Source organism: Microcoleus sp. B6-A1 (assembly GCF_036705085.1).
Classification (GTDB): Bacteria; Cyanobacteriota; Cyanobacteriia; order Cyanobacteriales; family Microcoleaceae; genus Microcoleus.
Map to the genome: position 1 here is coordinate 1 of NZ_JAUBTU010000027.1, position 26225 is coordinate 26225.

General features: G+C 46.0%; 25 protein-coding genes and 29 tRNA genes. 11 read left to right on the forward strand and 43 right to left on the reverse strand.

Annotated elements, in window-relative coordinates:
• Nucleotides 1-169 precede the first annotated feature (169 nt).
• The 4 genes from QUB11_RS12125 to QUB11_RS12140 form a co-directional block, all read right to left on the reverse strand.
• The gene (locus tag QUB11_RS12125) at nt 170-736 is read right to left on the reverse strand and encodes a DUF924 family protein (RefSeq protein WP_333203418.1); all 567 of its coding nucleotides are present in this window, start codon (nt 734-736) and stop codon (nt 170-172) included.
• Between the two features lie 281 nt (nt 737-1017).
• Entirely contained in the window at nt 1018-1464 is a 447-nt protein-coding gene (locus QUB11_RS12130; RefSeq protein WP_333203420.1) for a peptidoglycan-binding domain-containing protein, read from the reverse strand.
• A 40-nt stretch (nt 1465-1504) separates the two neighbouring features.
• On the reverse strand, nt 1505-2143 hold the full coding sequence (locus QUB11_RS12135) for a ThiF family adenylyltransferase (protein ID WP_333203422.1): 639 nt from the start codon (nt 2141-2143) through the stop codon (nt 1505-1507).
• 47 nt (nt 2144-2190) lie between these two features.
• Entirely contained in the window at nt 2191-3018 is an 828-nt protein-coding gene (locus tag QUB11_RS12140; RefSeq protein WP_333203424.1) for a hypothetical protein, read from the reverse strand.
• Nucleotides 3019-3170: 152 nt separating this feature from the next.
• Between QUB11_RS12140 and QUB11_RS12145 the strand changes: the two genes are divergently transcribed.
• On the forward strand, nt 3171-3563 hold the full coding sequence (locus QUB11_RS12145; protein ID WP_333154439.1) for a DUF4189 domain-containing protein: 393 nt from the start codon (nt 3171-3173) through the stop codon (nt 3561-3563).
• 143 nt (nt 3564-3706) lie between these two features.
• Here QUB11_RS12145 and QUB11_RS12150 read toward each other — a convergent pair whose 3' ends face one another.
• A complete protein-coding gene (locus QUB11_RS12150; protein ID WP_333203426.1) occupies nt 3707-4048 on the reverse strand; it encodes a hypothetical protein in 342 nt (113 codons plus the stop codon).
• Between the two features lie 466 nt (nt 4049-4514).
• On the opposite strand from QUB11_RS12150, the gene QUB11_RS12155 reads away from it, so the two are divergent.
• Nucleotides 4515-4769 (forward strand): DUF433 domain-containing protein, encoded by a 255-nt coding sequence (locus QUB11_RS12155; RefSeq protein ID WP_333203428.1) that lies wholly within the window; start codon nt 4515-4517, stop codon nt 4767-4769.
• A gap of 34 nt (nt 4770-4803) precedes the next feature.
• On the opposite strand, the gene QUB11_RS12160 is transcribed toward QUB11_RS12155, so the two are convergent.
• The 7 genes from QUB11_RS12160 to QUB11_RS12190 form a co-directional block, all read right to left on the reverse strand.
• Nucleotides 4804-5181, reverse strand: coding sequence for a type II toxin-antitoxin system PemK/MazF family toxin (locus QUB11_RS12160; RefSeq protein WP_333203430.1), 378 nt, complete (start codon nt 5179-5181; stop codon nt 4804-4806).
• 5 nt (nt 5182-5186) lie between these two features.
• Entirely contained in the window at nt 5187-5630 is a 444-nt protein-coding gene (locus tag QUB11_RS12165) for a type II toxin-antitoxin system prevent-host-death family antitoxin (RefSeq protein ID WP_333203432.1), read from the reverse strand.
• Between the two features lie 73 nt (nt 5631-5703).
• Entirely contained in the window at nt 5704-7143 is a 1440-nt protein-coding gene (locus tag QUB11_RS12170) for a hypothetical protein (protein ID WP_333203434.1), read from the reverse strand.
• Nucleotides 7144-7349: 206 nt separating this feature from the next.
• The gene (locus tag QUB11_RS12175) at nt 7350-7835 is read right to left on the reverse strand and encodes a hypothetical protein (protein WP_333203436.1); all 486 of its coding nucleotides are present in this window, start codon (nt 7833-7835) and stop codon (nt 7350-7352) included.
• 407 nt (nt 7836-8242) lie between these two features.
• A complete protein-coding gene (locus QUB11_RS12180; protein ID WP_333101629.1) occupies nt 8243-8443 on the reverse strand; it encodes a hypothetical protein in 201 nt (66 codons plus the stop codon).
• Nucleotides 8444-9072: 629 nt separating this feature from the next.
• Nucleotides 9073-10035, reverse strand: coding sequence for a GNAT family N-acetyltransferase (locus QUB11_RS12185; protein WP_333203438.1), 963 nt, complete (start codon nt 10033-10035; stop codon nt 9073-9075).
• Nucleotides 10036-10224: 189 nt separating this feature from the next.
• Nucleotides 10225-10298 (reverse strand) — tRNA-Lys (locus QUB11_RS12190).
• Between the two features lie 276 nt (nt 10299-10574).
• On the opposite strand from QUB11_RS12190, the gene QUB11_RS12195 reads away from it, so the two are divergent.
• On the forward strand, nt 10575-10739 hold the full coding sequence (locus QUB11_RS12195; RefSeq protein WP_333203442.1) for a ribbon-helix-helix domain-containing protein: 165 nt from the start codon (nt 10575-10577) through the stop codon (nt 10737-10739).
• Nucleotides 10740-10816: 77 nt separating this feature from the next.
• Entirely contained in the window at nt 10817-11047 is a 231-nt protein-coding gene (locus tag QUB11_RS12200) for a hypothetical protein (RefSeq protein ID WP_333033740.1), read from the forward strand.
• 544 nt (nt 11048-11591) lie between these two features.
• Here QUB11_RS12200 and QUB11_RS12205 read toward each other — a convergent pair.
• The 10 genes from QUB11_RS12205 to QUB11_RS12250 form a co-directional block, all read right to left on the reverse strand.
• Nucleotides 11592-11674, reverse strand: a tRNA-Ser gene (locus tag QUB11_RS12205).
• 4 nt (nt 11675-11678) lie between these two features.
• Nucleotides 11679-11752: transfer RNA gene (locus QUB11_RS12210), tRNA-His, on the reverse strand.
• A 5-nt stretch (nt 11753-11757) separates the two neighbouring features.
• Nucleotides 11758-11830: transfer RNA gene (locus tag QUB11_RS12215), tRNA-Ala, on the reverse strand.
• Nucleotides 11831-11838: 8 nt separating this feature from the next.
• Nucleotides 11839-11912: transfer RNA gene (locus QUB11_RS12220), tRNA-Ala, on the reverse strand.
• A 5-nt stretch (nt 11913-11917) separates the two neighbouring features.
• Nucleotides 11918-11994, reverse strand: a tRNA-Ala gene (locus tag QUB11_RS12225).
• Nucleotides 11995-12000: 6 nt separating this feature from the next.
• A tRNA-Arg gene (locus tag QUB11_RS12230) sits at nt 12001-12074 on the reverse strand.
• Nucleotides 12075-12406: 332 nt separating this feature from the next.
• Nucleotides 12407-12504 (reverse strand) — tRNA-OTHER (locus tag QUB11_RS12235).
• 82 nt (nt 12505-12586) lie between these two features.
• Nucleotides 12587-12658, reverse strand: a tRNA-Gly gene (locus QUB11_RS12240).
• A gap of 59 nt (nt 12659-12717) precedes the next feature.
• Nucleotides 12718-12788: transfer RNA gene (locus QUB11_RS12245), tRNA-Gly, on the reverse strand.
• A 44-nt stretch (nt 12789-12832) separates the two neighbouring features.
• Nucleotides 12833-13276, reverse strand: a complete 444-nt coding sequence (locus tag QUB11_RS12250) for a retroviral-like aspartic protease family protein (RefSeq protein WP_333101624.1) — start codon at nt 13274-13276, stop codon at nt 12833-12835.
• A 102-nt stretch (nt 13277-13378) separates the two neighbouring features.
• Between QUB11_RS12250 and QUB11_RS12255 the strand changes: the two genes are divergently transcribed.
• Nucleotides 13379-13984, forward strand: coding sequence for a macro domain-containing protein (locus tag QUB11_RS12255; protein WP_333203443.1), 606 nt, complete (start codon nt 13379-13381; stop codon nt 13982-13984).
• A 20-nt stretch (nt 13985-14004) separates the two neighbouring features.
• Here the strand turns inward: QUB11_RS12255 and QUB11_RS12260 are convergent.
• The 19 genes from QUB11_RS12260 to QUB11_RS12350 all read right to left on the reverse strand — a co-directional run bounded on the left by QUB11_RS12260 (nt 14005) and on the right by QUB11_RS12350 (nt 16169).
• Nucleotides 14005-14076 (reverse strand) — tRNA-Thr (locus tag QUB11_RS12260).
• Nucleotides 14077-14171: 95 nt separating this feature from the next.
• Nucleotides 14172-14245 (reverse strand) — tRNA-Leu (locus QUB11_RS12265).
• A 51-nt stretch (nt 14246-14296) separates the two neighbouring features.
• A tRNA-Leu gene (locus tag QUB11_RS12270) sits at nt 14297-14372 on the reverse strand.
• Between the two features lie 4 nt (nt 14373-14376).
• Nucleotides 14377-14449 (reverse strand) — tRNA-Pro (locus QUB11_RS12275).
• Nucleotides 14450-14453: 4 nt separating this feature from the next.
• Nucleotides 14454-14534 (reverse strand) — tRNA-Leu (locus QUB11_RS12280).
• Nucleotides 14535-14557: 23 nt separating this feature from the next.
• Nucleotides 14558-14634: transfer RNA gene (locus QUB11_RS12285), tRNA-Leu, on the reverse strand.
• A gap of 29 nt (nt 14635-14663) precedes the next feature.
• Nucleotides 14664-14737, reverse strand: a tRNA-Gln gene (locus QUB11_RS12290).
• A gap of 5 nt (nt 14738-14742) precedes the next feature.
• Nucleotides 14743-14821: transfer RNA gene (locus QUB11_RS12295), tRNA-Gln, on the reverse strand.
• Nucleotides 14822-14831: 10 nt separating this feature from the next.
• Nucleotides 14832-14906: transfer RNA gene (locus QUB11_RS12300), tRNA-Asn, on the reverse strand.
• 6 nt (nt 14907-14912) lie between these two features.
• Nucleotides 14913-14985: transfer RNA gene (locus QUB11_RS12305), tRNA-Phe, on the reverse strand.
• Nucleotides 14986-14989: 4 nt separating this feature from the next.
• Nucleotides 14990-15076, reverse strand: a tRNA-Ser gene (locus QUB11_RS12310).
• Between the two features lie 4 nt (nt 15077-15080).
• A tRNA-Tyr gene (locus QUB11_RS12315) sits at nt 15081-15154 on the reverse strand.
• Nucleotides 15155-15188: 34 nt separating this feature from the next.
• Nucleotides 15189-15270: transfer RNA gene (locus QUB11_RS12320), tRNA-Tyr, on the reverse strand.
• 13 nt (nt 15271-15283) lie between these two features.
• Nucleotides 15284-15358, reverse strand: a tRNA-Lys gene (locus QUB11_RS12325).
• Nucleotides 15359-15363: 5 nt separating this feature from the next.
• Nucleotides 15364-15437, reverse strand: a tRNA-Glu gene (locus tag QUB11_RS12330).
• A gap of 6 nt (nt 15438-15443) precedes the next feature.
• Nucleotides 15444-15518: transfer RNA gene (locus QUB11_RS12335), tRNA-Trp, on the reverse strand.
• A 3-nt stretch (nt 15519-15521) separates the two neighbouring features.
• A tRNA-Met gene (locus QUB11_RS12340) sits at nt 15522-15596 on the reverse strand.
• Nucleotides 15597-15698: 102 nt separating this feature from the next.
• Nucleotides 15699-15772: transfer RNA gene (locus tag QUB11_RS12345), tRNA-Cys, on the reverse strand.
• A gap of 323 nt (nt 15773-16095) precedes the next feature.
• Nucleotides 16096-16169 (reverse strand) — tRNA-Asp (locus QUB11_RS12350).
• Between the two features lie 519 nt (nt 16170-16688).
• On the opposite strand from QUB11_RS12350, the gene QUB11_RS12355 reads away from it, so the two are divergent.
• Entirely contained in the window at nt 16689-17489 is an 801-nt protein-coding gene (locus QUB11_RS12355; RefSeq protein ID WP_333203444.1) for a biotin--[acetyl-CoA-carboxylase] ligase, read from the forward strand.
• A 278-nt stretch (nt 17490-17767) separates the two neighbouring features.
• Here the strand turns inward: QUB11_RS12355 and QUB11_RS12360 are convergent, their stop codons facing one another.
• The gene (locus tag QUB11_RS12360; RefSeq protein ID WP_333203446.1) at nt 17768-21379 is read right to left on the reverse strand and encodes an OmpA family protein; all 3612 of its coding nucleotides are present in this window, start codon (nt 21377-21379) and stop codon (nt 17768-17770) included.
• Between the two features lie 120 nt (nt 21380-21499).
• Nucleotides 21500-22597 carry a 4-hydroxythreonine-4-phosphate dehydrogenase PdxA gene (gene pdxA / locus QUB11_RS12365; RefSeq protein ID WP_333203448.1) on the reverse strand — a complete coding sequence of 366 codons (1098 nt, stop codon included), beginning with the start codon at nt 22595-22597 and terminating at the stop codon, nt 21500-21502.
• Between the two features lie 70 nt (nt 22598-22667).
• Here pdxA and petM point away from each other — a divergent pair, with 70 nt between their 5' ends.
• The 5 genes from petM (at nt 22668) to QUB11_RS12390 (ending at nt 25825) form a co-directional block, all read left to right on the forward strand.
• Nucleotides 22668-22772, forward strand: coding sequence for a cytochrome b6-f complex subunit PetM (gene petM / locus QUB11_RS12370; protein WP_172189541.1), 105 nt, complete (start codon nt 22668-22670; stop codon nt 22770-22772).
• A 197-nt stretch (nt 22773-22969) separates the two neighbouring features.
• Entirely contained in the window at nt 22970-23947 is a 978-nt protein-coding gene (locus QUB11_RS12375) for an NmrA family NAD(P)-binding protein (protein WP_333101618.1), read from the forward strand.
• A gap of 1 nt (nt 23948) precedes the next feature.
• Nucleotides 23949-24866, forward strand: a complete 918-nt coding sequence (locus tag QUB11_RS12380) for an NAD(+) kinase (protein ID WP_333053556.1) — start codon at nt 23949-23951, stop codon at nt 24864-24866.
• Between the two features lie 355 nt (nt 24867-25221).
• A complete protein-coding gene (locus QUB11_RS12385) occupies nt 25222-25440 on the forward strand; it encodes a hypothetical protein (RefSeq protein WP_333053554.1) in 219 nt (72 codons plus the stop codon).
• Nucleotides 25433-25825, forward strand: a complete 393-nt coding sequence (locus tag QUB11_RS12390; protein ID WP_333145301.1) for an aspartyl protease family protein — start codon at nt 25433-25435, stop codon at nt 25823-25825. Before QUB11_RS12385 ends, QUB11_RS12390 begins: the two co-directional genes overlap by 8 nt.
• Nucleotides 25826-26225: the final 400 nt, after the last annotated feature.

Genomic DNA, 26225 nt, shown 5'->3' on the forward strand with positions numbered 1-26225 from the left:
TCACGCTTTGTCTCGGATGATTCACTTTTACCCCCTCAATCCGCGTATGTGCCAGTTGGGGGTGCGGAATGTGGGTTGTAAAGAGATGGCTGTTGGTTCTGATTGCGCGCTAAAACCGCCTCTACAAGTCTCGAATATATCAGAACGATCGAGGTTTTGCGATCGCGCTTTAAAATCCCGAACCGGGTTGTCTCAGAAACTCGGCTTCTTCGGGGGTTGTTTCGCGTCCGAGAATTTGATTGCGGTGGGGAAATCTCCCAAAACGCTCGATTATTTCTAAATGCTTCATCGCGTATTCAATGAGTGAATCGCTGTCAGGTTCGCCGCTGAGTTGGCTAAATAGTTCGACTGATTTTTGCTGGTTTTCTAAGTTTTCGCTGTGTTCAAAAGGCAGATAAATAAACAATTTTTGTACAGTCAGCAATTCGCGATCGAAGTTATGATTAACAGCGTATTCGGCGGTGGCTAAAGCTTTGTTGTCTGTGGCGAATGCTTGAGGCGTTCCGCGAAACATATTACGCGGAAATTGATCGAGCAGTATAATTAATGCGAGGCAATTTTCGGGGGAATCGTGCCATGAGTCGAGTTTACCGGAGGCAGCTAGTTCGTATTGTTGCAGAAATCGCGAGCGCACTTGGGCATCAAAATCCGCATCTTTTTCAAACCATTTCTTGTGGACTTTGCCAAACTCAGGAGAGTGCGATCGACCAAACCAAAAATCTAAAACTTCATTCATTAGCAATCTAGTAGGCGATTGATTATTAATTAAAGCTTCTGTGTCTGTAGTTGCACAAAATGCGCTATCTGTCCAACTACAAATCCAGGGATTAATTATTACCAAAGATGACTTCACCCAAACACAGTTACTTGCTTTCCGAGGCTATCGAGGATCGAGAAAAAAAATTAGATTACAGAGTTTAAGCTTCCAGATTCATCTGTTATCGAGTAAATCTAAAATCTAAAATCTAAAATCTAAAATCGACTGACTTAGAAACCTTTGTTGTCCGGTGCTTAAAGTTACAAACTAGCAAACAGTCTGTCCCAAGTTTTGCCTCCCACAACTCCGTCTACAGGAATATCCGCTTGTCGCTGAAATCTTTTCACTGCATTTTCGGTTGTCGGGCCGAAAACGCCATCAATTACGATCGGGTGTGCGGACAAGCCCCGCGCGTTCAACAACTTTTGCAGTTTCTTCACATCTGCCCCTTTCGAGCCACATTTTAAAATCCTTTTATGGTGTCTCACTACTGGTTGATGGCAATCATCTGTGTGGCAAACTGCGGAGCTCGCTGCATAGTTGGCTCTACTTGTGCCCGTCAGAACTAATAGACCGAGAATTGCTAGTAAATAATAAAAAGTCTGTGTTCCCGCCATACTTTCCCTGTTAATTTTCTCAAGCGTTTTTTGCAAGTTGGACGATTGTTTGAGAGTGAGAAACCGGGTTTCTGGGATGGGTGCATCCAATCTCGATTCACCTGGTTTCTGGCAACAGTCAACCGACATTCTACAATATAAGTGGCTTTACTGCAAAATCTCCGATCGTGCAAGTTAAATTTTGTTGCTCTTTGGTAGCAGCAAAGGTAACAATTACTTCGCAGGCAACTGCAACTGTCAGCATTACCAAGTTTCTCGCCAGCGGGTAATCGCAAACGTCATCATTCGCCGCTGAAGGAACCCGATAGTGTTGGTTCCAAATTATTTCCGAGTAATCGGCAGCTAATCCGACGTGCACGCAGGGAAGGGAGACACTCGCACAGTAATCCTTGACTGCTTGCCGCCCGACACTGTTATCAAAAGTATCGATGACTGTGGCGCTGACAGCAAGCAGCCGATCGGCATTTGCGGGTGTCAATTCTTTTGAGTGCGCGTCAATGCTGACTCCCAAGGCGCGGTACAGGTTGTTGGCGAGAATTTTGGCTTTGAATGCGCCGATGTCCGATCGATAATAGGGTTGAGTGGAAAGGTTGCGTTCCTCGATGCGATCGCGATCGATGACTTTTAACTGACAAAAGCCCGATCGCGCCAGACTTTCTGTAATATTCGCACCCAAAGCGCCCGCGCCGCACACCGTTACCGGGAAATTTTTGATCTGCGACATCACGGCGGCACTTCTGTAAAGTTGTTCGTGAAAAAATATACTCATGGTCAGTAGGCAGTAGGCAGTAGGCAGTAGTCTGTAGTCATTATTTTTTATCTATTTTCAACTACTCCAACTAATGATTGCAAGTCGAAGTCTTTGTCCAATCCGCTGAGACAAATGCCAGCACTCATAACAGTCAAGTCATTTTTGGCGATCGCAGAAGTGTGATGTTCTCCGGTTCCGCTAGTCCATTCAACCAGCCAATAATTTTCGCGATCGAAAAAATCCCGCAATTCACCGCCGCCCATTTTCAACGCCCGCTGCAAGCGCTTTTCTTCCCGCACTTTCGGATCGAAATCTTTAATATTTCGGGACACCAATTGGTAAACAGTTCGCATTTCCGGCGTCATCCCTTTAAAGCGAACTTCTTGAGGCAAAATCAACTTTTTTAAAGCTGCTTTCAATTCCTCAGACGGCAGCGGATCGGCGCGCCTGTCAATCTCTTCAAACCACAAACAATGACCGTCCCAGCGCGCAACAATCGGCTCAAACTGCGAACCTTCTGTTACTAAATGGACTGGTACGGGTTTCGCAACACCTGTGCGCTGTTTAGCATCAGATTCGTTCACAGGATAAGCCAGCCATGTTTGCCCTTGCAGCACGTAAGCCAAGTGCAAGCGAACGGGGAGGAGGAGTTGCAAATACTCGGCCACTTGCGGCAAACTCGGCTCCTCAATTACCGCAGCAATTTTCTCATTTACTGGCGCAAAAATAGCCCATCCTTCAAAGTTGCGTGGCTGCGGTTGAAAAGTATAAACCATTGAGCTAACTCTTATCCGCACGCTTCCCCCGCGCACGCAGGGAGCCAGGAATTGGGTATCGAGTAGCTGCCCTTCTTCGGCCGCAAGTTGGCTGAGAATTCTGCGAATATCTGCCAATGGATTGACCTCCTTAATCTTACTTGTTTTACAGAACGCACTTTTAATTTAAGCCAATAAAAAGAATTGTAAACACTCTTGACACGAAGGAATATCCTAATATAATATTGAGCGAGGATAGAATTTTAACCTTGTAAATATCTCAAGTAAATATGCTGCCAAAGCTTTTTTCTAAGTTGGTTGTAGTGACAGCTCTGACACTTCCTATTTTGGGGTCAGCCCAGGTAGCTAAAGCTCAGACCACCTATGGAGCTACTGCTTATTCTGCGACTTCTGGCGCCACTGGTATTAGTTGGAATCATGATTCACAGAGAGGAGCACTAAACGCAGCAGTAGCCGCCTGCAATGAAGAATCAGGAGGTGCTGACGACTGCGAAGCGCTGACCTATAATACCGATAATTGTGGAGCGATCGCATTAGGCGAAGGAGGAGCAGGTGCGGGCTGGGGTGACGACAAATCAGCAGCAGAAGCTCAAGCTCTCGCCGCTTGCAGCGAACTAGAGGGTGGCCGTTGTAAAGTGAAGCTTTCAGCTTGCAACGAATAATTAAACTGATAAAGATCGGTCGGAGTTGTTTATATTTTCGCTGGTAAAACAGCTTATAAAATGGTAAGTGTAAAGTGCTCTTCGGCGCACCTTCCACTTACCATTCGGCTAAAAGTAGGGTGCTATCAGAGCGCACCTTACAGTTAATCTCCTACTTCGGAAGTAACTGCATCGGGTGGCAGCAAACTTTCTAATCTATCTTTAGACCAGTATTCAGTAGGATAAGCGAGTGCAATAATATCAGAGAGTCGAATCAGCCACGTAACTTGTCCGTAAGCATCGATATTTTCCGCCTGTTCGTTAGGGGGAACTATCACCAAAAGTTCCGCAAACTCCCCGAACAAATTAATCGGGATGCCGCCGAAACTGCTATTATTTGTTTTAATCCAAACTTTGCTGCCTCGATCGAGAGCTTCTTGGAGTCTGGCGCAAAGCAAACTGGATTTTTTGACCTGGGATTTTTTGGCTTTCGACTTTTTTCCCATAGTTTTAAGAAGTTAAAGTAGTTGTATTGTGGGTTGCACAGTTCGTTAGACAGTGGGTTGAGATTTAGTGCGCTCCTCTTCGTTGGCGTAGCCCCCGTAGGGGCGGGCTTTCCTTCGGATCGCGAAAGCTAACGCTAACGCGGTTGGGTATTGAAACGGACAAAAGGAAAAAGGGATCTCGCCCCCTCGCTACCCCATTACTCTAGTCTATAAGAAAGTGCTGTACTGCGATCGTAATAACAATTTAATCGCCAAATCGGGAAATGACACCAGCTCAAAAAAAAATGCCACAGTCGCCAAACCCCAAACCCTGGTTGTCATCAGTGATTCCCAATCTAAAATCTCAAATCTAAAATGGTATTACCTGCCGTATCATGTTACACAATCAGTCAACAAGGCCCGTGTTTCCACTGTGCCCAAATGCAGTATAATCGGCGGAATCTTCCCAAATCGTTTAAGTAAAACAATGGACTGGCGAAACCTCCTTCATCCAAAGCCGAAAACTTTAACAAGTCAACCAGCGCCGCCAGAAACTCGATTATCTGTAGAATTTTTGCTGGGACTCTTTGCTGCGGGATGGACTCAACAGCAGGTTTTAGAGAAATATCCTGCACTCACTGCGGAAGAGTTGCGCGCTGCTTTGGCTGGTGCGGATTCCCAGTTAGTGTCATCCATCGCTAATCCAGAATTACAAGCAATTATCGCTCAAACTAGAGAATAATTGAAAATCGGGAAAAACTGGCAAAATTAAAACTTCAATTTTCTTCTTGCTCACTTGAATCAATTTCTCTTGGTTTAGTCACAAGTGCTAATCCTGCGAGAATCTGTCGGACTCGTTTTAGAGAGAGTTTGCCAATTTTATCTGTCAACAAAGCCTTATCTACTGTAAAAACTTGAGACACATTCACTACGCTTTGTTCTGCTAGATCTGCTTCTCCTGCTTCAAGCAATACATTACCTATCGCCCTAGCTCGTCTGAGATTAGTAGTCAATGCACAAACAATAACAGTTCTGATTTGAGAAATGTTCAGGACATCGTTTTGAATCACGACATAAGGACGAATATAGCCAGGTTCCGAACCTATCGGTTGTCCCAAATCTATCCAGTAGATATCCCCCTGACAAATTACCATTATGTTTATGTGAATTGTCGCTGATGCTGACGCATTCCCTCTAGCATAGCTTGCTCTGACGGATCTAGTCCATCTGCATAAGCATCATTGATACTGTCTAGCAGTTGTCGATCGCGAGCGGTTTGCAAGCAGTCACTAGCGATCGCTACCTGATTTTCAGTATCATCCTCTTCATCAAGCCCAAATTTTTGGCAAATTTCATCAAGTGTCTGAGGTTGAACAACTCTTGCTTTAGCTCTCTTTAATGCAGTCAGCAAACGAGTTGCATTAACGGGCGCTCGCAGCAAATAAAGAGTTTCTAGCAAACTTTCTAATTCGGCCTTAGAAATCAAAATCGCATTTTTGCCGTTAGGTCTAGTAATAACTATTACTTCCCCAGTTTCAACAGCCCGATCGCAGAGATTTTCTAAATTTGCTTCAGCATCAGTGTATGTAATCTCATTTGACATACAATAATTTTAACTCCCACTAAATTTGCGAGCATTGCCCGCCAGCTTAACTGACGAGCTATACTCGATTATATCACTTATCATCCCTCACAGGCAGCGACGTATCCAGAATTTCCATCAACAATTCCAGCCGCGAAGGACGGCTCAACATCGGCACTAAATTCGGCAAGGAGTAGTAATCTCCCGCAAACGTAAAGGTTTCTACCGATACTTGTTTGTCCTTCAATTGCTTCTGGACATATTCGCACCAAGCGCCAACTCGCACAATCACAACATCAGGATTTACCCCCAAACTGCGGCAGTAATTCTGATAAGCATCTGCAAAATAAGGTGCAGCGTTTTCGCCTTCATCTGTTACCATAATGAATTGCTCGACAACCTGCTTTTTAATCCGCATTGCTTCCACCGCGCAACCGCAACTTGTGCCGCCGCCACCGCGAATGTGCTTGAAAGCGCGTTCCCAGTCTGTCAATTCGCTGCCATTTGCTTGCACTGGATACGGCATCGTGTCAAAGGCATAAACGAACAGTGCAGCCTCGGAAATGCCGGAAATCAAAGCAGCCAGACGCTTCCCAACTTCGATCGCACTTTCCATACTTCCCGACTTGTCAATCAACAAACCAGTTGCTTTCGCAATCTTGCCGCGCTTCTTCACCTGTTCGTTTGTCACCGCTTCCAGCTTCACCGCCGTTGCTGCGTCGAAGTTTGCGCCCGCGCCCGCAACACTCGCTTTGTAAGCAGAAACCCGATCGCACTTTGCCGCTTCATCCAACTTCGAGTCAATCAACTGCTTGACTTCGGCGTGTTCCATCGCCCCGCGCGACTGAATCGATTTCAAATTGTTGATAACTTCCTGCGGCGACATCGAGTTAATCAGCGCAGCCAAAACCGTTGGCGTTAGCTGTTTGATCGCACCAACTGCGATCGTATACGGAATCTTGTACTCCACAATCAAATTCGCCTGTTCCGCAGGTGTCGCGGCTTTTGCCAACTGCTTCAAAACGAATGCCAGAGAGTCTTCCGGCGGATTGTCTTTAAACAGAATAGCATTAGCGCGATCGCTCGGCTTGACGTGCAGCGTTGCGTACAAATGCTTCATCGCTTTGCGGTTGCGGATGGCGGCGCGATCGAAAAACTGCGGATTCTTTTCCCGCGATTTCAGATAGCGAGTGACAGCAGTGCGCGCGCTGCGGGGAACCTTATTCTGGTGCTGCTTCATAAAGTCCACAATCCGCGAAACCTCGTAGGGAGGGAACTCTTGCAGCATCATAAAACCGGCATCTCGGTGTTCCGTCAGCGCCGAAGTCAGCAAATTTCCGGCAAAAACTTCCTTGTGATCGCGCACGTCGCCGTGACGTTGATACCACACTGCTAAATGACCGTAAAATATTGGGTCTAATTCGATAATTAACTTGTGAATTTCTGCTACTTTTTCTAATTGGCGGTGAGGAGTTGTGAGCAGGCTGTTGAGCATTTCCAAACGTAAATCGCGCTCTGCTGTATTCATATTCATTGGTGTTACCTTCCTATTCGATTTTGGATTTTGGATTTGAGAAGTATTCAAAATCGGTGGTTGGCAGTTGTTGCACGCTAGCGAGTGAAATTTAAAAATCACCGCGCAAGTTTGGGGAGCTTTTTTTAGTAAACCTATGGCTAAACCTAATAGGGTCTGTATGTAAGCTCTCGCGATTGGGGCGCGGCAATAACTGCTAGTGAAAATTATTTGAGGGAAGCTGTTTCTAATTCTATCGCTCTCAAATCTGGTTCAACCCAGTTAATTCGAGCTTCCCAAGACATCAGGCGATCGCGCGTGTAGTAGCGAAATGGTAAAGTGTGTGAAGCGGAGCTATCCCGTAGGGAATCGGCATATTTTGCAATCAAACCGTTAGCCAAATGTACGATCGACCGATTTTGACTTTCATCGGCGAGATACCGACGAATAGTTCGCACCCAAAACAGCGTTAGCGTTTCGTGATACCCGCTGTTTTGTGTGATTTCAATTCCTTGAACCGAGTTGTAAAGTTTAATCCCATTGCGAATCGCATTTATCGCTTCTTGCTCCGAGTCATAACACAGATACCACAGGGCAACGGTTAAATGTGCTTCGTGCGTCCATTGACTTCGCGACAGGTTGCATTCTTGGAAGGCATGAATCAGACTGTCTATCTCCTTGGGCGAGCGGTAAATGGCCAGTCTTTTTCTCATGGCTAATACCCAATTTATTCTTGAGGACGGAACTCTTCAATACAAACAGGATTATTTAATTATTATCCTGAATTAACAACCGAATCTTATCGCATTAAAAGTCACTTCGCGCAAGTTAAGAAAGCCGTTGTTCATACGCAGGAGTAGCACCTACGACTTCTATTTTCAGAGAAATGCCCAATCAAGAGCTAGTATGTAGGCTTCCTTTGTTGGGGCGCGAAGTGGAACTTTTAAGCGCCGGATAGATATAAAAAATTCAGCTATAAAAGGCAGCGCACAAGTCAGAGAAGCTTTAGCCTCGCGGCAAGTAGGAATTGAACCTACAATTCGATTTTAAGTCGAACGTATCCAGTTTGTAAGCTTCTTTTTTTAGGGTGCGCTGCCTAATACGTGCTTTAAGTGAATTTCTAGCCGTAAACGGCTTCTGGGCGAACAATTAAATCGCCGCTGGGACGGCGATCCAGAACGTAAGACTCGAAGCGAGATCCTTTGACATCAAAATGATTTGCCAGACGTTCCTTAATAGCCTTGTCGCTCATTCCTGCCGCGATACCCAGTTGGTCTTCGGCCAGATCGTAGGAACGTCCTTCAAAACGAATGTGAACCATTACCGATACCTCCTAGAGCAATTTTGGATTTTGGATTAGTAGCTTATCTGCTCTCGAATTTGGCTTTTTGTGAGACGCGGGCAAATTGCCAGTATCGGTAAAGATTCACGAAATCTGATAATCTTTACTGAAAGAAGCGCCGTTCTAAATGATAAGCTTGTTTAATTTTGCGGATTTCCTCAGCCTTTTTGGTTGATTGAAATCTGGCTGAACTTGTCTGTTCTGAATCCGCATGAAATTCGTTGAAATTAGACTGATTTCGTACAACATCTGACTCGGTTCGAGTCAATTTGTAACCGAACAGTCTCGTATAAAGTAACAACATGACAATCGAGTCTCTATTGCAAGACTTTTAAATTGATCTTCATTGAAATTTTGAGCAATATTCAGTTGTCAAGGTTCAGAATTTGCACGAAAAATACAGGTTTTTGCTTGTCCTGCGCTTTCCATATTTATATACTACAGACGTAATACACAGTTGTCAAGGGGGTCGGGAAAGTTTTTTAGATAAAACTTACACGAGTGGCGAGAAACCGGGTTTTTTCACGAAAATATTTCGTTGGTACCCGTAGATCCGGTAAAAAACCCGGTTTCTTGGGTGGGAGTGCGATCGCCCGCTGTAACATCAATCAAACATCCTTAACATAAGAAATGCTGTCGCGAATATTGTGGAAGCCAGCAGACTCGTAAAGACGCAATGCACCTGATGAATTTTCAGCATCGACGCCGATAATAGCAGTAGCCACACCGGCAGCTTTCAGTCGATGCAAACCAGCGAGCAACATTGCTCGTCCCAATCCCATTTTGCGGAAGCCACGCCTAGTGCCGAGACAAGCAATCCAGCCTTCATTGCGCCCGGTACGATCGCACTCTTCCACACTAATCTTGCAGTAACAAAAAGCGACAAATGTGCCGTCATCAGCAACAGCAATCAAGTCTAAATCATTTCTGTAATCGGGTTTAGCTAACTCGTGCTTAAATTTATCCACCGTTAAATCGTGATGATTCCAGTGATCTATAAACGACTGGTTGAACATTTCTACCCAAGCTGCCGCATCCTGTTCGCCGGGGAATTGACGCAGGGCGAAACCTTCGGGGAAGTGCGGTTCTGGGATCGGTTCAGAGAGCGATCGCGCCATTCGGCAAAAATAGCGATCGACCTTAAAACCGCAACTTGTCAGCACAGAAATGCGATCGCAATCCTCAGCGCGAGCGTAGGTTCGCAGCTTCACGCGCCCGCCCCGCATCGCAGACACCTCGCGCATCCGCACTTCACCCCAGGCGATCGCGGCTGCTTCGACATCGCCTCCGCGCGCGTAGGGGTGAACGCGAAACCACAGCCAACCGTCAATTACTTCCCCTGGTTCAGAAATCCACAACCGAGCGAAACCGATTAATTTTCCCTCCGCATCTTCCCAAAGGCGGATATCGCGGGCTTTGTCTAGGGACGGTGCGTTAAATTCTTGTTGCAATTCCGAGATGGAAGTACCTTCATCGAGCCGATCGACTTTTTCGCAAGTATTGATTAAATGGGCGATCGCATCTAAATCGCGATCGCCCGCATAGCAGCGCGCCGAGAGATTTGCCATCATAGCTAATCACCATTCCCTGTTGTTATTCAGTTTAAAAATAGCTTGGGCGATCGCACTTTTATCGATCGACTCGCCCCAATGCTCGATCGGCATTAAAAATCCGACAAGGCAAACACCCCGGCGCATCGAACCGCTACAGCAGTTGACTGCACTCGTGAGTTTGGATAAATTCAGGTTCAGGATTTGGGATGGGAGTAGAAGGACTTGAACCTTCGACCTTGAGATTAAGAGTCACCTGCTCTAACCAACTGAGCTATACTCCCGCATCTAGAATAGTATAACATACTATTTTAATTTTCGCATATTTCACCTTTTTTATTAAGTTGTGTGGTTACTGCGTGCTTCAGAGTGTAACTAATATATCCAATCGCTCCCTTGGTTAGAGATTTGCGATCGACCTTTTTATTTGTTAGCGGACAGTTTCGCAGCAGCAGCCATTTTATCGCGCTGCGCCCGCATCCCTACAGACGATCGGAGCAAAGCGCGATCGGTACTCGGAAAGAGGATAAGCTGATGTCAACTAAACATGACTGCTTGAAATGGCTGACAAAGAAGAGACTGCTGTGATCAAAGTCACAGTTCCCAAGCGTTTGCACGAAAAACTGAGAAACATCTCCCAGCAGACAGGAGTTCCTATGTCCACTCTGCTAGTCATGGCGGCTATCAAGGAATACAACCTCGTGGAGGAAACTGAAACTAAGTAACCATTAGTATACTTTAAGTACCCTTGAAAGGTACTATATGGTACAATCCAGGAATAGTCAACCCTGGAGGTGTGCTTGTGACTCAAGATGAACTCGAAGCCCTTGTCGATGAACTCGGCTTAGTGTCAGTCGTCAGCCTGCTGGCAAATATCTGCCACAACAAAGCCCGACAAACCTTGTGCCTGAAAGGACAAGGGGCTACTCCTTATACCGCTTGGAACAGCAATGGCTTCTTGCTGAAGCAGTTGATGACCAGACTGCGGCCAATCGGCAGCTACGATCGCGATTTAGACCTCAAGAACAACTGAGGTTCTGAGGTTCAACCCGTGCAAGTGCGTAAAGCATTGGTTTTAGTCGGTTAACAGCCGAGTATGTATGCTTTAACTGTTAGGGCACGGGTTGAAACTCTTCGATTTGGACTTGAACCTTGAATGGAGAGGACGGGACTCGAACCCGCATCAATCGACAGCAACTTTCAGGAAACGCGCTTCCTTACTGCCCGCCAGCAGACGGGAACTGCCCCCATCTCGGACTGTTAATTCCTTTCAGTGCCTCCGCAACCCGCTGCCAGTTTGCGTTTCCAGGGAACGTCGCGAAGCAACTTTTTACCCTACTCAACAAACCCGATCGTCCTTTTGGGAGCCGCTTTTCCAAAGTTTTTACGGTGCCATTCCACTTAGGCGACCTCCCCATAATTTTGCTCAGTATATGAGAGCAAAGCTCGTGAAAAAATCAACCATTATCCTCCATTATTTATATATAAAATCTTAAGCAATCCACCGGAGAGGTACGGCCCCTCCTATCTCTGCGTTATCAGCACAGTGCCGTACTTTCTGGCTCCCGGTGGTCAAAAGGAAGATGAAGGAATCGAACCCTTACAGTTACCTGTACCCCAGTTTTCAAGACTGGTTGCCAACCATTTAGCGGCATCTTCCGAGGGGTATCTGACGGGAATTGAACCCGCTATTACTGGTTCCACAAACCAGCGCCGCTACCACTTTGGCTTCAGACACCGCAGTGGAATCAAGGAGAATTGAACTCCTAACCTCTTGCGTGCAAGGCAAGCGCTCTACCAATTGAGCTATGACCCCGTTTTTGCTGGATCGTGGTCGGACTCGAACCGACATTTTCCTAGCAGCGAACTAGGTGCTTTACCAATTAAGCTACAAACCCAAATTTGGTGGATTGCGATCGGATTTGAACCGATATCTTTCTAACAGCCAGTTAGATGCTTTACCAATTAAGCTACGAACCCATTCAACAGGAGCGGTAGGACTTGAACCCACAACATTCGAGGTAGAAGCTCGACACTCTATCCTGTTGAGTTACGCTCCCATGTTTTTTGTTAATGCGCGATTCCCTACGGGATAGCTGCGCCGCGCGTACTTTCCGTGCAAGTTATCAGAGCATTGCGTTTTCTCAGTTACTAGAGGGACTCCGCCGATGAGTTATTACACACTCTTTAAAGGATGGCTACTTTCAAGCCAACCTGCCGGGTTCAATGCACTCCTCGTTCTCAAACGCCCGCTGATTTTGACAGCGTTACCTTTCCTCTCGTACTAAAGTATGTAGGCTCCAAAGATAGGGACACGCAAAGGGCGATCGCTCTTACTATAAAAAATTATCCATTCAATGGAATCAACCTCCTTAAATTAAAGCAAAAACAACGAGAGTGGTAGGACTCGAACCCACAACATCCGCGTCCGTTAGCGAAGCGTGCGCGGTAGCGCATAGCGCGGCGCTCTATCCATTGAGCTACACTCCCATAAATTGGTAGTCCTGACAGGAGATTACCCCGCGTCTGCTTGTAAGGCAAACGCTCTACCCTCGAAGCTCAGGACTACAAAAGCGGATGATGGGACTCGAACCCATGCGCTGAGAATGGCATACTCAGATGCTAGCCGCTACATGACATCCGCAAACCGATTTTAGATGGGAAATTTGAGATTTTGGATTGAAAAAACCTCTCGTTTAGCCAAGCGGATAACGAGGCTCGAACTCGTGCCTAGAGTTTGGAAGACTCGAATGCTACCGTTACACCATATCCGCAATTAGTTTAGCGATTGTATCTCTTTAACCTCAACATACAGCCTTTACAAAATTGTCAAGTAAGTTTGCGTTGGACTGATGGGTAAAGTTACTAATCGCTGATTTTTTAAATCTAATTCAATTCCCAGGGCTTCTAGAGGAATCACGCCTAATAAAGGATTCATACCTCCGGGCAATTCCAAACACTCAAACGTGCCTTCGCGTCCTACTAAAGAAATTTTAGCATCCTGAAAAATTCTGGCTTTACCAATGCCATTAGCAGTCTCTACATCCACTTCTTTGAGCAATTCTAAACCGAGTTGTGCAATGATACTTGCAGGCAAACACAATGTTGTTGCACCTGTATCAACTAGCACATTATTTAGAGTGACTGAACGGATTTGGTCGGAAGGCATAAATCCTCTGGCTGCGACATTTTGATCGGCGCGGTTAGTCACGGTGAGTGTGGTAATAATTTTTCCCATTGAGGTGTTGTCAGTTGCTAGCATAGTTTAACCTTGAACTACTCAACCTCAATTATGACAAGTTTTTGGAAAAATGAGTGCGATCGCCATTAGTAATTTGCTAAACTAGGAGCGGAGATAAAACACATGAAACTTATACTTACAGCACCCAATTCCCAACTATTCGCCGCATTCCAAGAGCATTTTTTCTACCTACCCAATGTCGAAATTACCAACAAACGTTTCGAGGATTTAACCGAGTATGACTGTTTGGTTAGTCCCGCCAATTCATTTGGCATGATGGATGGCGGTATCGATGCAGCCATTGTTGATTTTTTCGGTCATTCTCTAATGGTTAGGGTTCAGGATCATATCTTGGAAGACTATCTAGGCGAACAACCAGTTGGCACGTCATTTATCATCGAAACTCACCATCCCAAACATCCTTTTATCGCTCATACTCCCACCATGCGCGTACCGATGTCTGTCGTAGGAACAGACGTTCCGTATGTGGCAATGTGGGCTATGCTATTAACAATTCGGCGCTACAATCGACACGCAAAACGTAAAATTGAGAGTGTCGTTTGTCCGGGTTTAGGAACGGGTATAGGCAGAGTTCCTTATCGTGAAGCCGCGCGGCAAATGGCTCTGGCTTACGATTATTTTGTGTATCCCACGCCGTATGTCAACTGTTTTGTTGCAGCAGAAAGACAACTGCAAATTTGGGAAGGGGGCGATCGCAATCCTGCTTAAAGAGCGATCGTATTTTCCCAAGCAGGTGACAGGAGTTGAACCTGCAAGAAAGCTTTACAAGAGCCTCATGTTGCCAATTACATCACACCTGCATTTTTGGTGGCGGGGGCAGGAGTTGAACCTGCTATTAAGAGGCTTATGAGACCTCCAAGCCTACCCAGGCTACTTCACCCGCGATGTCACCAAATACCCCTGACTGGCATCGAACCAGCACTAACTAGATCCTAAATCTAGCGCCTCTACCGATTGGGCTACAGGGGCAAAACCGATTTGAGATTTGAGGTTTGAGATTTGAGATTGAATAAAACCTCATACCCCTGACAGGCCTCGAACCTGCAAAAAACACTCGTTTTGAGCGAGTGATGTTTTCCAATTACACCACAGGGGTAAAGTCGGGATGGTTGGATTTGAACCAACGACTCCATGCTCCCAAAGCATGGCTTCTGGCCGCTGAATTACATCCCGTTCATGCTCCGGGTGAGACTCGAACTCACAATCAAAATCAAACAGATTTTAAGTCTGCCGCGTCTGCCAATTCCGCCACAGGAGCAAGTAGAAACGTAGTGGAAAATTTGGTACTCCTGGTAAGATTTGAACTCACACAACACAATTTTTGAAATTGCGGCCTCTGCCAATTGGGCTACAGGAGTGTAATTGCTCTGCTTTGGTAATAGCAGAACTGGGAAGGCAGGGATCGAACCTGCATTTTTCCGCTTTCAAAGAGCGGTGCCATACCGATTAGGCGACTTCCCAATAATTGGGTGCCGGGGTAGGCTTTGAACCTACAGAAACTCCTATTTCAGAGATAGGCGACTTTACCAATTTGTCTACCCGGCAATTTAAAAAATGGCTGCCCCAGTAGGACTCGAACCTACAACCTAGCGGTTAACAACCGCTTGCTCTACCATTGAGCTATAAGGCAACGCAATCCCCCAAGTCAGTATCGAACTGACGCCCTCTTGTTCTTCAGACAAGCGCTCTACCAACTGAGCTATCGGGGGAAAACGGAGAAGGAGGGATTTGAACCCTCGACGGCTGTTAAACCGCTCTTTCTTAGCAGGAAAGCGCCTTAAGCCACTCGGCCACCTCTCCACACCGAGAACGGAGGGATTTGAACCCTCAATCTTCAGTTTTATTAACTGAGATGTTATCCGGCTACACCACGTTCTCAAGATTGCAACTGCATATTAAATACAGTTACAAATGGGTCGGGCTGGAATTGAACCAGCAACGCTTTAAGCTACTGTTTTACAGACAGCTACCCACGCCAATAGGAGGGCCGACCCAAGATAGAAATTTTGGTAGGTCGTCGAGGAATTGAACCTCGATCCATCCGCTTAAAAGGCGGCTGCAAAACCATTCTGCCAACGACCCACGAGAAGTGCTGACGGGAGTTGAACCCGCAATCACTTGGGTGAAAACCAAGCGGCTTAAACCATTTGCCTACAGCACTATAAATTGGCACAGGAACTGAGATTTGAACTCAGAATGCTGGTTTTGGAGACCAGAGTGTTGCCAGTTACACCATCCCTGCTTTTGGTGGCAGCGGCGGGATTTGCACCCGCATTGACCAAGGTATGAACTTGGCGCTTTACGATTAAGCTACGCTGCAATGTCACTTTCGCTTCGTTCCTTTTCAAAGTTCAAAAATTCAATCAAAAGACTGTTAGTTTAATCTTTTAATTTCTAATTTTTAATTTCTGATTGGGAACAGAGGTTAGGGCGGGATTTGAACCCGCGCAATTCGGTTTTGCAGACCGACGCCTTCAACCACTCGGCCACCTAACCTGGGAGTCCCGACGAGGTTTGCACTCGCAATCTTCACGCCAGAGGGGGAGACGGCTTGACTTTTGCCTACGGGACTTTGACCCCCGCCGAAAAACGGATACTTGCTTTCCCACAGGATGTGTGGATTTTAGACCCTAGTTCCAATTCCCAGATTCTTCTCCTGTAGAGTAAATCTAAAATCTAAAATCTAAAATCTAAAATCGACAAAACGGATACTTGCTTTCCGACAGGAGGTGTGGATTTTAGACCCTAGTTCCAGTTCCCAGATTCTTCTCCTGTGGAGTAAATCTAAAATCTAAAATCTAAAATCTAAAATCGACTGACGGGAGTAACGAGACTTGAACTCGCAACCTTTCGCTCGACAGGCGACTGCTCTGACCGATTGAGCTATACCCCCGCGAAAATGAACAATATTCTGTCCTTGAATTACTCAAGTTGGGACGGGGTGGCGGTTGATTCCGCGTACTACAACCCGATCGGGCTATTGTTGCCGGAGTCTACACCGCCGATGTCCACAATTATGTGACATGATTAACTTCCTATTCTGTTTTCAAGGTTCATATTGCTCGTGGGGTAAGGCTTTGAAGCTCTTTCCCCTTCGCCATACATTTATACTACATTGCGTAATACAAGACTGTCAAGGGGGTAATACAACTTTTTTTTAAATTGGGTTTTTCAATGGGGTGTCGATCGCTCCAACCAACCCTATGAATCCCCCAAAATCCTTATAAATCAAGAGATTTGGTGGCTAAACAGATGTTGTGGCTAAGGTAAATCTGATGCTGAAACTGTACTACACTCCAATGTCTCTGAATTCTCGCCGTCGCGCGAGGTGGCACTTCTGGAAAATGCGATAATCAGCTTTTAGATATCAAATACTACAAATCAAACGTTGTCTGAATTGCCCTTAACTCCCGTGTCCGCAACCACAGAACCAGATCGCCCAAACCTCCCTCACTGGCTACACTCGTTGGATACCTGTCCAAGTACCAACAGTTGGGCGATCGGCCGCGCGGCCCAACTCCACCACGGAGATGCAGTATTTACTAGGCGACAAACCAGCGGGCGCGGCCAACACGGGCGCACCTGGCACGCCCCAAGCGGTGTCTTGACTGTTAGTTTTGTACTCGACAACCTCAACCCCACTCTGTTGCCGGGGATCAGTTTAGCAGCGGGTTTAGCTGTGATTTACGCGATCGAAGATTTGGTTCCCGACTGTCGCGATATGCTGCGCCTGAAATGGCCAAACGATGTCTGGATCGATCGCCACAAATTAGCCGGAATTCTCTGCGAAGCTACTTCCGGCAATGCTTTGGGCAAAACTCGCGCCGTTGTGGGAATTGGACTCAACCGCTGCGTAGATTTCGCGGCTGCGGGATTGGATGAAAGTGCGATCGGCAATGCGATAAGCTTGCATTCTATTGCTAGTACAGTACCGGATGAACTGTGTTTGGTCGATCGACTGCGGCACTATTTACTCGAACTAGCCGATATGTTTTCTACCACAGACAAGCCAGCCTCCAAGTCCGGTTTAGCGCTACTTTTGCCGGAATTGCGCCGCCGCGATGCGTTGATTGGCTGCCCGGTGGCGATCGAACTTTCCTCGGAAACCATCTGCGGAGAAGCCGCCGGCATAGATGGATGCGGCCGCTTGTTAGTATGCTTGGCGGGCGATCGAATACAAGCCTTTACCTGCGGGCGAGTTCGATTAATTTAAGAGTCATTAGTCAGTAGTCATTAGTCAGTAGTCATTAGTCATTAGTCATTAGTCATTAGTCATTAGTCATATCCTGTCGATTACCCGCAATCAGGTAGGGGCGGGTTCACCAACAATACCTGCCAATAATTGACCATCTCAAAAACCCGCCCCGACCGGGATATTATGGTTAATCGATCGGACATGATATTAGTCATTAGTCATTAGTCATTAGGGAAAATGCCCAATTAACAATTCCCAATTAACAATTCCCAATTCCCAATTCCCAATTCCCAATTTTAATTGATCACCTCAAATACTACCAATCTGCTCAGCCACAGCGGTTGATTAGCCTCCACACCTTCGGGACGACCCTTAGTAGAAGCAACTTCTATTCTGTTGCCATTTATCCCTTGTCTAACCAAAATATTTTTCACATTTGTCGCCCTTTCCAGTGCCAACTTTTGAGTTTCTACCGGAGTGCTTTTAAAATCGCTGTAGCCAACTACCCTTAAATTCTTCGTGCGATTTTTATCCATATATTCCTTGACTTTGCTCAGCTTTTGTGCTACATCTTTCGCCTCCAAACTTGCCGAGCCTGCACCGAAATACACGCGAACTGGCATTATTATCTTTGGCGGCGGTGGAGTTCCTATTATCACTGTATTTGTTACAGACTTCACCCCCGGAATTTTCTCAAAAGCTTGAGTTATTTTCTGAGCATCTGGCACTTGGCTCACGCTGCCTGCAACGGCGACTTTTCCCTCTGCATAGCGAGCTGAGATATCAATGCTTTCTACTTTATTCAAAAGAGCTGCTGTCCGCTTGACATCGGCTTCTACTAAAACTGGATCGGGAGGTACTTCAACGGCTATAATTTTATTTTCAATTCTTGATTGTGGAGCCGCTTGCTGAGCGATTTTTTCCGCTTTCGATCGCAGATTTTGATTCGGCACTCGTCCCGAAATCTCCAATACTTTATCTTTAACATCTGCCACGAGGCGATAAACTGATAAATCGGGAGCAGATTGTAATGCTAAATTCGTATCTGCTTCTAAGCTCGCTGCAACTCCGCTGCGGTATTGATGAATTCCCCAAGGTACGCCAATTAAACCTAACGCTGCCAAACCGATCATGGGTACAATGGGTAGTTTAGGAGATTTAACTTTTACCTCTGTATCGATTAATTTTTGCAATTTCGAGTTTACTTCGGGTGGCACAGTTGCTGGATCGCCGTTAAATGACTGAATTTGAGCTCCGTATTCTAGAACAATATTGTTGAATATCGATCGCATTTTATACTTAAACCACTGGCGGGTTTCTCCTTGCATCACTACTGCTAGATAACACGAACCCGCTACTTCCAATACGATGGTAGATGTGCCGTATTCTATGGCATCAATTTCTGCAATATTTCCCGACTGAGATATGCAATCGTTGACAAAAGCCCGAATAGCAGTCAGCATCCCCGCTACCATGTCTGATTCTAGCTGTTCGCGTTCAGAGTGCTGCACTGCTGAAATTACTAATCCCGATTTTGCTTGAATTAAAAAAACAGCTTTAACACTCAGTGGTGTTGTTTCTTTCATCAGCAATTCTGCTTCAGAAATGCCCTGCAATTTGGATTTAATTTTGCGACTAATTCTCTCTGGACTTAAAGATGATTCGAGTTTTTCATTAATTTCCCGCATCATCTCGGCGATGTATTTCAAAATCGTGCTACCGATAATCGGATAAAGTGCATCCGACATTGCTTCTCGCTTGAGATGAATTTGCTGTTTGATAGCGGCGGCCATTTCCGGCGCGATCGCCATTGCAATTTCATCGGGCGATTCACTCATTCTGTGGCTGATTCCCACAGTCAGAGCCGGCGATATGGCTACTCCCATAGATTGTCTATTTTCTCGGGTTTTCGTATTAATTATTTCATCAATTATCGGACTTATGGTTTCGACAAATGATTTTCTCGACTCATTAATTGTTTGGAGCATCATTTCGGGAAACATGATTTTAATTCGGGCGATTAATTCTTCCCGATCGCCTCCCCATTCCGCATCAGTAATTTTGCGATCGAGTTCCCCTACTTTATCGTTGAGTCTGTAATTATAACTTACAACTTCATCTAACAATGGTAAAATAGATTCGATGACAGACTTTTGCAGTTGGGCGTGATGGCTAACCATCAGCTCGTCAATCAATGGTTTCAGTAAATCGGTAAACAAGTCTGTCGATTCATAAATCCGGTGTTCGATCGCCACAATCTGTTGTTCGATCTTCGCGAGTCTTTGATCGATCCTTTTATTCTGAATGATTGCATCGACAGCGGGGGCGATCGCAGATTCTATCTCTAGCTGGGCTTCCCCGATGTTTCGAGACAGCATTTCTACAATCACTGGCATTATTCTTGCCATCAACCCTTCTATCTCGGCTAAAACTTGCTGCTGAACTTCGAGAATCTTAGTTTCATTATTTAATATTTGTGCTGCAATACCGCTGTTTTGAATAGCCGTATTGACACCAGGCGCGATCGCCTCTCTCACCTCTAACTTTGTCTCCTCGATTTTCCGGTTCAGCGACTCAATCATTAACGGCATTAACCTTGCCATTATATCTTCCGGCTGCGTTTTTTGCTGTCGCTGAAGATTATTGAGTCTACTTTCTACGTCGCTCAATTTTCCTTGAACTTCTCTTTGAAGAATTGCTGATTCTATCAAAGGTTGGATCGTCGCTGCTACTTGTAGTTTTGATTCATCGATTTTCTGATTCAGCAAATCAGTTATTGCCGGCATTAGCATCGCCCTTATCTCTTCTGGCTTTTGAGTCGGCGAATGTTGCGTAGCCAGTCGGCTCTCGATGAGGCTCAATACTTTTTCTTCTATTTCTACCCAAGCTATTCTTACCTGTACTGAGGGGGCAACAGCTTCTACAACCTCTAACTTTAATTCACTAATTTTGCGGTTCAGCAAATCGCTAACTACTGGTACTAGCTGCTTGATTAAATCTTCCGGTTGCTGCTGGTAACGCTGCTGAATATTTGCAACTCTATCTTCAATTCTTACTACCTGTTCTTCAAGTCCGTTTTGATTGTGAATTACTTGATTGACTCTCGGTGCGATCGCCGAAGCTACCTCTAACTTAGACTCCTCTACCTTACGGTTTAGCAGATCGCCCACCACCGGCATCAGCCGTTGGATTAAGTGTTCTGTATTCGGCAGTGGCTGCTGGTTCAAGTTCGCAATTTGATTTTCCCAATCTGCTAATTTTGCCTCCAACTCTATCCGATTAATTTTATTATTGCTCGCGAGGTCGATCGCCTTTTTTAATTCAGACTTCAATTCGTCTAATTCTTCTCTCACTAACTCAGGAATTAACGGTTTCAGTAAAACCATCAATTCTTCTGGTTGAGACATCAGATTCTCAAAATTTTCTAACCTTTGTTCCACGCTCAAAACATTACTATAAAATTCCGGTAAATCCCTTTCAAACAGCAGTTGTTGCAACTGTTTAAACTGCTCTACTGCTTGTTCTAATTCTTCCTCCGAGGGGCGATTATTTTTGGCGACATTCCCGGCTATAGATAAATCGGGTTCCTCATTATTGTTTTCTCGTCTTTGAGAGGGGATCTCTTCATCGTTAGTTAATACTTCCGGTACAATACTCGGTGATTCGATCAGGAAAGACAATTGTTTGCGCCGATTTTCCTCATCCTCTAATCGCTGAACTGACTTTTCCGAAAGCGGTAATTTCAGCTCGCTTGGCTCTTTTTTGGATTTCTTTAATAACTGAAATTCAGTCAGTATGGTTAGCAATTCCTGAAGTTGCTCTCCAGCTTTAGAACTTGCCAGAGTTGCATCAGAAACCTCTTTTTCTGACTGATATATTTTGCCTGAATTATCATTAGATGCTGCCATACTGCGCTACCAATAGTTGATTTTAATCTACCGAAGGAAATTACCAGCTTGCTTGCCGCCTCACCCCAGCGAAAATCAATAGGAATGACACAATTGTTCCAAGCGTCAGGCGTACTAAAGCTATCGCCTTATTTTAACTGCTGTTCTGCGACTAGCCAACTGAGCCGCCAACTGCAATGCTGCCTTCATGCTGGAGGCATCTGCAATCCCTTGACCTACAATATCAAAAGCTGTGCCGTGATCGGGAGATGTGCGGACAAAAGGCAAGCCAATTGTAGTGTTGACTGCTTTATCGAAAGCCATCAATTTTACTGGAATCAACCCCTGGTCGTGGTACATTGCCAAGTAACCGTCGTGAGCTTCCTTGGCTAAACCGTACCAAACTTTAGCCGGTTTTACCCACAGGGTATCGGGGGGGACTGGCCCGTCTAACTGCACTTGAGGAAAGCGATCGCGCTGCGTTTCCAACCAAGGTATCATCCAGTCTTGCTCTTCATTTCCCAGTTTGCCATTTTCGCCGCTGTGAGGATTTAAGCCAGAAATCGCAATTTTCGGTCTTTCCAGCCCAAAATCTTCCCGCAAACAGTCTATCAGTAATTCTAGTTTTTCACTCAGTAATTCTGGAGTCAAAGCATCGGGGACTTGACGCAGGGAAATATGTGTGGTAGCCAGTAAAGTTACCAGCGTCCAGCCACTGTGGGGAGATGTGGCGGCAAACAGCATTCCGAACCGCTGCGATTTTGCCCTTTCTGCGAGAAGTTCTGTTTGTCCGGGATAATTGTAACCTGCCGCCTGCCAGCAAGTTTTGGAAATCGGGCCTGTGACGATGGCGGAGAATTCGCCGGCGATGGTACGGGCGATCGCACTTTCCATGTAAGCAAAGCTAGCCGCCCCGCTAGCTGCACTACCGACACCGGGGACAATTTCGCCCCACTTGCTGTCTGGTTCAATATCAATAATATTTAATGTTTCGGGATTTGCCGCTTCTGGGGCTGGATTGCTCGATCGCAACTTATCGTAAGTTTGCTGCAAAATTCTCTTAGATCCGAAAACCGTCACCATCAAAGCAGCAGCGGGATCTGCCAATGCCTTGAGAATCACTTCCGGGCCAATTCCCGCCGGATCTCCCAGAGTTACAGCTAGTTTTGATTCCCGATCGAGACTCAAGGCAGTTTTCTCCAACAAAATACAGGAATTTCGGCACTGAAATTTTAGCATTCCTGTACCTGGTTGCCCCAAATTATATTATCTTTATTTAATGCGATCGCCCAATTGGACATATATAATCATGAATCCTGAAATTTTCAATGCAGCCTTTTTGTCCTTTTCCCTAATTTTCGTGGGTATAGGTGGAGGCTTCCTCCTGCTCAAATTGCAAGGCGGCGAAGAATAAGTTTTTTTCAACCAATCCTTCAGAAGCCTTCTACCTTCTGCCTTCTAGAGTCTACTTGCTCCCGAAAGCAAGCCTTCTGGCGAATATCTCAAGCCTAAAATGAGAAAATTTCAGGTTTTTGTTAAGTTTTTATAACAAACTTAACAAAAACCTGATACCATCTTATAGAAAGTTTAAGATTCATAATTAATCCCTAGATGACTTTATTGATTTTAGGTGCCACCGGCACTCTCGGCCGCCAAATAGCCCGCCGCGCCCTAGACGAGGGCTACCAGGTGCGCTGTTTAGTCAGAAGTTACAGAAAAGCTGCATTTTTGAAAGAATGGGGCGCTGAACTCGTACCGGGGAACCTTTGCCAGCCAGACAGTCTGCCTCCGGCCCTAGAAGGCGTCAGTGCTATTATCGATGCAGCAACAGCCAGTGCAGCGGATTCTGTCAGCATCAAAAGAGTAGACTGGGACGGAAAAGTATCGCTGATCCAAGCAGCAGCAGCAGCAGGCATCAAGCGTTACATATTCTTTTCTTTTCTCGACGCCGAGAAATATCCCCAAGTCCCCTTGTTGGAAATTAAGCGCTGTACCGAATTGTTCTTAGCAGAATCCGGTCTAGACTACACAATCTTGAGACCTTGCGGCTTTTTGCAAGGACTGCTGAGCCTGTATGCAATGCCGATTTTGGACAATCAGGCAGTCTGGCTGCCCAACAAGCCATCCGCCCTTGCCTACATGAACACTCAGGACGTTGCTAAATTTGCCGTCCGGGCCCTTTCCGTTCCTGAAACCGAGAAAAAAAGCTTTCCGGTGGTGGGAAATCGTGCTTGGGATGCTGACGAAATCGTGCGGTTGTGCGAACGGCTGTCAGGGAAGGAAGCAAAAATTACGCGCACCCCAGACGTATTGTTGCAGGCTACTCGTAAATTAGCTACCTTCTTTCAGTGGAGTTGGAACGTAGCTGACAGATTGGCTTTTTCAGAAGTTTTGGCCGCCGGAAAACCCTTGAAAGCTCCGATGGATGATGTTTACAGTGTCTTCGGAATCGACCCTAAAGAAACTACTACTTTGGAGTCTTATCTCGAAGAATACTTTAATCTGATTATGAAGAAGCTCAAGGAAATAGAGTACGAGCAGCTTAAGACTAAAAAACGGAGTAAACAAAAAATGCCCTTTACATTTTAAAGTGCCGAAAGCTGGGATTATATACAACGACGTTAAACCTGTGGCTTGTCGCATCGCCGCAGAGTTGGAAGACAAGCTGACTGCCCGCGGCTGGGAGGTTTGCTCGGTTTCTGGTTCGGGAGGAATTCTGGGCTATTCTAGCCCCGATCGCCCCCTGTGCCACACTCAGATCGAACAACTCGTCCCCCCCGGTTTTGACAGCGACATGGAGTTTGCAGTGGTTTTGGGTGGCGACGGTACGGTGCTGTCGGCATTTCGCCAAGTCGCTCCGATTGGAGTGCCGCTGCTGACTGTCAATACCGGTCACATGGGCTTTTTAACAGAAACTTACCTGAACTTGCTGCCGCAAGCTTTGGAAAAGGTAATCGCCGGAGAATACGAAATCGAAGAAAGATCGATGCTGGCTGTGCGGCTGTTTCGAGAAAACGACTGCCTCTGGGAAGCCCTTTGTCTCAATGAAATGGTGCTGCACCGGGAACCCCTGACTTGTATGTGTCATTTTGAAGTGGCGATCGGGCAACACGCCTCTATTGACATTGCCGCAGATGGAGTCATCATCGCGACTCCCACAGGATCGACGGCTTACGCGCTGTCTGCCGGCGGGCCTGTGATCATTCCCGGAGTGCCGGTGTTGCAGTTGCTGCCTATTTGCCCGCATTCAATGGCTTCGCGGGCTTTGGTGTTTTCCAACACCGAGCCGATCAAGATTTTGCCGGCGAGTCCGACCCGCCTGGTAATGGTGGTAGATGGTAACGGCGGATGTTATGTTCTGCCCGAAGATTGGGTGCAAGTCGAGCGAGCTCCGTACCCAGCCCGCTTTATTCGGGTGCAATCTTTTGAGTTTTTCCACATTTTGCGGGAAAAATTGGGCTGGGGCTTGCCTCACATTGCTAAACCGAGTTCGGTTGAGTTGCCTTGATATTTGTTGGTAATAAGCGGAGGGCTAAAGTCCCGTCAATCGATTTTAGATTTTCGATTTTAGATTTTCGATTGACCCCACGGATAAATGCGGGGGCTTGAGGATTTTCGATTTTCGATTTTGGATTGATTCCACGGATAAATCACGTGGCGGGTACCATCAAGAAATTCGTGGTCACTTCGGCTACGCTCAGTACGTCGCCTTTTAGGGCGGCTTTTTCTTTGTTTTTGGGCAGGATAAAGTTTGATCGGAATCTCCTACGGAATCCTTAATTCTCGATCGAGATTCCGAATCATCTCCAAACTCAGGCAGCGTTTATGATAGATGTATTCTCGTACTTCTGGGAGTTTAAACCATGTCTCTCGCTGAGTTAATACCTTTGGTGAACAATCTGAGCCAGTCAGACAAATTATCACTCTTCAAACTCCTAGCAGTGCAAATCCCAGACGCTGAACTACAAGTCATCTTTTCTGCATCAGAGTATCCAGTTCGATCGCTCTACGATGCAACGGAAGCGGCAAACATTATGATGCAGATGATTCGAGACGATCGAGAGGCATCTACTCATGCCTAGTTCGATCGAGTTTCCCTTTTCTGACGATGAAGCATTACCCACGATTCCCATCACTCTGATTCATGCAGGCTTTTCTGTCTCGGCGAATGCACTGCTAGATACTGGGTCTGCGGTCAATCTATTACCTTATGACATTGGTCTGCAATTGGGTGCAATTTGGGAGGAACAAACTGTCCGCTTGCCATTGGCAGGAAATCTGGCAACGGTTGAGGCGCGGGGTGTATTTGTAGATGTTCAAATTGGGAATCTGGAACCCGTTCGCCTAGCATTTGCTTGGGCACAAGCCTCTCAGGTTCCATTAATTCTCGGGCAAACCAACTTCTTTCGAGAATTTGATGTTTGTTTTGTGCGATCGCGAGGCACGATCGAAATTATTCGCTTCTAATAAGCATCGATGCAGAACTCGGAGTTTTATTTAGCTTAACTCTCGATCGAGATTCCGAACCATCTCCAAAGTGAGGCAGCGTTTGCGAGATAGCGTTAGTACACAGGGACATTTTGGTTTAACATCCCACCCATTACCTATGCCCCATTCCCTAAACCACCGCTGCGATCGAGAAAATCAGTAATCTCCTGTTCATGGGTATGCTCCTACACTTTGAATTTTTTACAACTTCAATCCAACGGCAGCCCGACTTTTATCAATAAGCCGGGAATACAACAAATTGAACAGCACCCTTTAGGAGTTTATATTTTTTCCACAATAAATACAATGTTTTTACGTAAATTCATTAAATCTTTACAATGTATTTGATTACAACTAACTCATGATTATCAACTATACC